The 5,620-nt window shown below is 68.7% G+C and carries 5 protein-coding genes; 2 read left to right on the forward strand and 3 right to left on the reverse strand.

From position 1 onward, the window contains the following. The 3 genes from B3E91_RS12565 to rpmE form a co-directional block, all read right to left on the reverse strand. Positions 1–80 (reverse strand): hypothetical protein (locus B3E91_RS12565; protein ID WP_287029826.1); only part of this gene is annotated, 80 nt, incomplete at its 3' end. 146 nt (positions 81–226) lie between these two features. Continuing rightward, a complete protein-coding gene (locus B3E91_RS12570; protein ID WP_286784317.1) occupies positions 227–1,030 on the reverse strand; it encodes a thermonuclease family protein in 804 nt (267 codons plus the stop codon). A 23-nt stretch (positions 1,031–1,053) separates the two neighbouring features. Next, positions 1,054–1,266, reverse strand: coding sequence for a 50S ribosomal protein L31 (gene rpmE, locus B3E91_RS12575; RefSeq protein ID WP_003459015.1), 213 nt, complete (start codon positions 1,264–1,266; stop codon positions 1,054–1,056). A 212-nt stretch (positions 1,267–1,478) separates the two neighbouring features. Between rpmE and B3E91_RS12580 the strand changes: the two genes are divergently transcribed. Both B3E91_RS12580 and argS read left to right on the forward strand, forming a co-directional pair. After that, the gene (locus B3E91_RS12580) at positions 1,479–3,698 is read left to right on the forward strand and encodes a primosomal protein N' (RefSeq protein ID WP_287029747.1); all 2,220 of its coding nucleotides are present in this window, start codon (positions 1,479–1,481) and stop codon (positions 3,696–3,698) included. A 125-nt stretch (positions 3,699–3,823) separates the two neighbouring features. Beyond that, the gene (gene argS, locus B3E91_RS12585) at positions 3,824–5,563 is read left to right on the forward strand and encodes an arginine--tRNA ligase (RefSeq protein ID WP_287029748.1); all 1,740 of its coding nucleotides are present in this window, start codon (positions 3,824–3,826) and stop codon (positions 5,561–5,563) included. The last annotated feature ends 57 nt before the right edge of the window (positions 5,564–5,620 follow it).

Below are 5,620 nucleotides of genomic sequence, written 5' to 3' on the forward strand. Positions count from 1 at the left end.
GGCTTGGTCAGCTCGACGCTGAGCTTCCCCGGGCGCGGCAGTGCGTGGTATTCGAGAGCGGCAGTTTTAAGGTCTGACATGTCGGATTTCCGCTTTTTTTGCTAGTGAAAACAGGCTGGCGGCCGAGGATACGCGTGAAGATAGTGCCGAACAAGACTGCCCGGTCAGCCTTCCGGAGCTCTCTAGCAAGGGCTTTTCACGCCACGCGGACGCCAGTGATTCGCGCTCAGGGCAGCGCCTGGAGCATCGCCGGATGGCTCACTGCCAGCAGCCAGCGCGCCTGCCCGGACCTGAGTGCAGCACGCCGCGCACGATCCACCACCCAGCCACGCACCTCGACCTGCCGACCGACCAATGCCTCTAGCGCCGTGGGGTCGAACTGGGCGTTCCACTTCGGCTCGATGCGCAGGACCAGCGGGCCTTCGAGCTCGATCCAGAGCCCGCCGCGGTTGTGCTCGACACCCTTCACGCGGGCCCTGACCAGCGCGAAGCCGGCGGCCCGCAGCTGTGCCGGCGCCTGGACCGGCGCCTTGCGCCATAGCCCCAGGCCGGACGCGCGCGCCGTACGCTCCGCGGCCTGCTGGCAGACCAGCAGCCCGTCATTGGGCGCGATGGCGACCTGATATCCCAGCCCCTCGGCGAGCAGGCGCTCCTCGAGATTCAGCCCGCGACTGTCGAACACGTTCGCCAGGGTGCGCCCGTAGCGATCCTTCGCCTCGCGCCCGGGCTGCACGATCACGCGACCGTCGCTGGCGGCCACCAGCGCCTCCAGGCGCCGGCGCGCCGCCTCCGCGAAGGCTTCGGCGGGTCGTCCGTCGCGGCCCAGTTCGGGCGCGTTCAGACCGATCAGGCGCACGCTGCGCCCATCGGCGAGGCGCAGCGTGTCGCCATCGACGACGCGACGGACTTCGACGGGGTGCAGCGACTGGGGAGGTGCGGGACAGGCCGCGAGCGACGGCAGAACAGCCGAGGCAGAAACGAAAAAGGCGCCCACCAGGGACGCCTTTTTCAACAGCTCCGGAAAACCCATGGGCCTTCCTTGGCAGTTCGCGCTTACTTGGCGCCGAACACGCCGAAACGCTGCTTGAAGCGGTCGATACGGCCGCCGGTGTCGAGCACCTTTTGCTTACCGGTGTAGAACGGGTGGCACTCGGAGCAAACGTCCAGGCTCAGGTTCTTGCCCAGCGTGGAGCGGGTCTTGATGACGTTGCCGCAGCTGCAGGTGGCGTCGATCTCGACATAATTCGGATGGATATCGGCTTTCATGGTGTATTCCTCTGTGTCTGGCGTGCCGCCACCCGACCCTATGTCGAGTACCGCACGGAAACGAGCCGCGGAATATACGCCCGACGTCGAAGGCCTGCAAGCGGCGAACCTCGCCGTCCGTCAGCGGAAAACATGTGCGAGCACGCGCGGGATCGGCGACTGGAGGTCGCGGACTGCTAAGATCGACGCCGCCCAAATCCAAGGACCCGCGCGTGCCCGAACTCATCCTCCGCCTCGCCCTGCCCTCGCCGCTGCGCCGCCTGTTCGACTACCGCGCACCACTGGGCGCGACGGCCGCGAGCCTGCAGCCGGGCATGCGCGTGCGCGTGCCGTTCGGTCGGCGCGAGGTGGTCGGCATCCTCGTCGAGGTCAGCGAAACCAGCGAGGTCCCGGCGGACAAGCTGCGCCCGGCGCTGCAGCTGCTCGACGAGCAGACGCCGATGCCGCCGGCGCTGTTCAGGCTCTGCCTGTGGACCGCGCAGTACTACCAGCACAGCTTGGGCGACACGCTGAGCTGGGCGTTGCCGGTGCTGCTGCGCCAGGGCGAGCCGGCGGAAGCGCGGCAGGAGCGCTTCTGGCATGTGGCCGAAGGCGCCCGGCTCGACGACCCGCGCCTCACCCGCGCGCCACGGCAGCGCGAGGCATTGCGCACCCTGGCGCAGCACGCCCACGGCGTCGCGCATTCCCTGTTGAGCAAGCTCCAGTTGAACCGCGACAGCCTGGAGCTGCTGCTGGAGAAGCGCCTGGTCAGCGTCGAAGTGCGCCGCAGCGCACCGATGAAACGCGCCGGCGGCTGGCTGGCGCAGCCGGAACTGCCGCTCAATCCCGAGCAACGCGCCGCCTGCGAGGCGATAAGCTCGAGCTTCGGCGGCTTCCAGGCCTTCCTGCTGGCCGGTGTCACCGGCAGCGGCAAGACCGAGGTCTACCTGCAACTGATCCGCCAGGCGCTGGAAGCCGGCAAGCAGGTGCTGGTGCTGATCCCGGAGATCAACCTCGGCCCGCAGACGCTGGCGCGCTTCGAGCAGCGCTTCAACGCGCGGATCGCCCTGCTGCACTCCAGCGTTAACGACCGCGAACGCCTGGACGCCTGGCTCGCCGCCCGCGACGGCGAGGCCGACATCGTCATCGGCACGCGCTCGGCGCTGTTCACCCCGCTGAAGCATCCGGGGCTGATCATCGTCGACGAGGAACACGACGCCTCCTATAAACAGCAGGAAGGCCTGCGCTACCACGCGCGCGACCTGGCGCTGGTACGCGCGCGCCAGGACAACGTGCCGATCGTCCTCGGCTCGGCCACGCCGTCGCTGGAAAGCCTGCACAACGCCCACGCCGGGCGCTACGGCCTGCTGCGCCTGACCCAGCGCGCCGGCGGTGCAAAGCCGCCGCGCTTCCTGCGCCTGGACATCAAGAGCCGGCCGCTGGACGCGGGCATCTCCGCGCCGCTGCAGCAGGCCATCACGCAGACGCTGGAGGCCGGCCAGCAGGTGCTGGTGTTCCTCAACCGCCGCGGCTTCGCGCCGACCCTGCTCTGCCACGACTGCGGCTGGATCAGCGCCTGCCCGCGCTGCGACGCGCGAATGACCGTGCACCAGCGCTCCAACGAACTGCGCTGCCACCACTGCGGCCATGTCGAGCGGCGTCCGGCGAACTGCCCGAAATGCGGCCTGGTCGACCTGCGCCCGCTGGGCACCGGCACCGAGCGCGCCGAGGAGCGCCTGGAAATCCTCTTCCCGCAGTACCCGGTGCTGCGTATCGACCGCGACAGCACCTCGCGCAAGGGCGCGATGGACACGCTGTTCAGCACCATCCAGCGCGGCGAACCGTGCCTGCTGGTCGGCACGCAGATGCTCGCCAAGGGCCACCACTTCCCGCGCGTCACCCTGGTGGCGATCCTCGACGCCGACGGCGGGCTGTTCTCCGCCGACTTCCGCGCCAGCGAGCGCATGGCGCAGTTGATCGTCCAGGTCGCCGGGCGTGCCGGCCGCGCCGAGGAGCCGGGAACGGTGATCATCCAGACCCATCTGGCCGACCATCCGCTGCTGGTGCAGCTCACCGAGCAAGGCTATTTCGCCTTCGCCGAGCAGGCCCTGAGCGAACGCCGCGCCGCCGGCCTGCCGCCGTTCGCCCACCTCGCGCTGCTGCGCGGCGAGGCGCACAAACCCGGCCAGGCCGAGGACTTTCTCGACCAGGCCTGCAGCGAGGCCGAGCACCTGCTCGAGGAATTGCAGCTGAGCGGCATCGAACTGCTCGGCCCGGTGCCGGCACCGATGGAGCGCCGCGCCGGTCGCTACCGCGCGCAACTGCTGCTGCAGGCCAATGCGCGCGCGCCGCTGCACCGGCTGATGAGCGTCTGGCTGCCGCGCCTGGAGCAAATGCCCAGCGGCCGCGCGGTGCGCTGGTCGCTGGACGTGGACCCGATCGATCTGTTCTGACGAAAGGCATATCGCCCGCGCAGCCGAGGCTCGGTGCGCATGGCGCACCCTACGTCCTCGCGCCCGGCTCCTGACTGCCTCTATAATCCGCGGTTTTCGACCCGCCAAGGCCGACCGAGCAGACTATGAAAGACACGATTCGCCAGCTGATCCAGCAAGCCCTGACACGCCTCGTCGCCGACGGCGTGCTGCCCGAGGGTCTTACGCCGACGATCCAGGTGGAGAACAGCAAGGACAAGACCCACGGCGATTTCGCCAGCAACATCGCCATGATGCTGGCCAAGCCGGCGGCGATGAAGCCGCGCGACCTTGCGGAAAAACTGATCGCCGCGCTGCCCGCCGACGAGCAGTTGGCCAAGGTGGAAATCGCCGGGCCGGGCTTCCTCAACTTCTTCCAGAACAGCGACGCCCTGGCTGAGCGCCTGGAAGCGGCGCTGGCCGACGCGCACCTCGGCGTGCGCAAGAGCGGCGCGGCGCAGCGCGTGGTGGTCGACCTGTCGGCGCCTAACCTCGCCAAGGAAATGCACGTCGGTCACCTGCGTTCGACCATCATCGGCGACGGCGTGGCGCGGGTACTGGAATTTCTCGGCGACGAAGTGATCCGGCAGAACCACGTCGGCGACTGGGGCACCCAGTTCGGCATGCTGCTGGCGTTCATGCAGGAGCAGCCGGTGGGCAGCGACGCCGAGCTCTCCGACCTCGAAGGGTTCTACCGCGCGGCGAAGAAACGCTTCGACGAATCCGCCGAATTCGCCGACCGCGCCCGCGGGCTGGTGGTCCAGCTGCAGGCCGGCGACGCCGAATGCCTGCGCCTGTGGCACCGCTTCAACGACATCTCCCTGAGCCACTGCCAGAAGGTCTACGACCGCCTCGGCGTGAAGCTGAGCATGGCCGACGTCAAGGGCGAGAGCGCCTACAACGACGACCTCGCCCAGGTAGTCGCCGACCTCGACGCCAAGGGCCTGCTCACCGAAAGCGAAGGCGCGCGCTGCGTGTTCCTCGACGAGTTCAAGAACTCCGAGGGCAACCCGCTGCCGCTGATCGTGCAGAAGGCCGGTGGCGGCTACCTCTACGCCACCACCGACCTCGCCGCCACGCGCTACCGCGCCGGCGTACTGAAGGCCGACCGCGCGTTGTACTTCGTCGACCAGCGCCAGGCGCTGCACTTCCAGATGGTCTTCGCCGTGGCCCGCCGCGCCGGGTTCGTGCCGCCGAGCATGCAGCTCGAGCACATGGGCTTCGGCACCATGAACGGCGCCGACGGCCGTCCGTTCAAGACCCGCGACGGCGGCACGGTGAAGCTGGTCGACCTGCTCGACGAGGCCGAAGAACGCGCCTACGCGCTGGTCAAGGGCAAGAACCCCGAGCTGGACGACGCCGAACTGCGCCAGATCGCCCACGCGGTGGGCATCGGCGCGGTGAAATACGCCGACCTCTCCAAGCACCGCAGCAGCGACTACAGCTTCAACTTCGAGCAGATGCTCAGCTTCGAGGGCAACACCGCGCCCTACCTGCTCTACGCCTACACCCGCGTGGCCAGCGTGTTCCGCAAGCTGGGCAAGGGCTATCACCAGTTGGATGGGCGCATCGTCCTGCAGGCCGAGCAGGAACTGGCGCTGGCCGGCAAGCTGGCGCAGTTCGGCGAAGTGCTCGGCAACGTCGCCGAGAAAGGCGTGCCGCACGTGCTGTGCAGCTACCTGTACGACCTTGCCGGGCTGTTCTCCAGCTTCTACGAGCATTGCCCGATCCTCGCCGCCGAGGACGAGCAAACCCGCCAGAGCCGTCTGCGCCTTGCCGCGCTGACCGGGCGCACCCTCAAGCAGGGCCTCGAACTGCTGGGCCTGCAGACCCTGGAGCGCATGTAAGTGGCGGCAAAGAAGAAGGCTCCCCCCAAGCGCGGCGCCAGCCGCTACCAGGCCCCC

Origin of the sequence: Pseudomonas sp. UBA6310 (genome assembly GCF_002438225.1) — a bacterium.
Lineage (GTDB): Bacteria > Pseudomonadota > Gammaproteobacteria > Pseudomonadales > Pseudomonadaceae > Pseudomonas_O > Pseudomonas_O kuykendallii.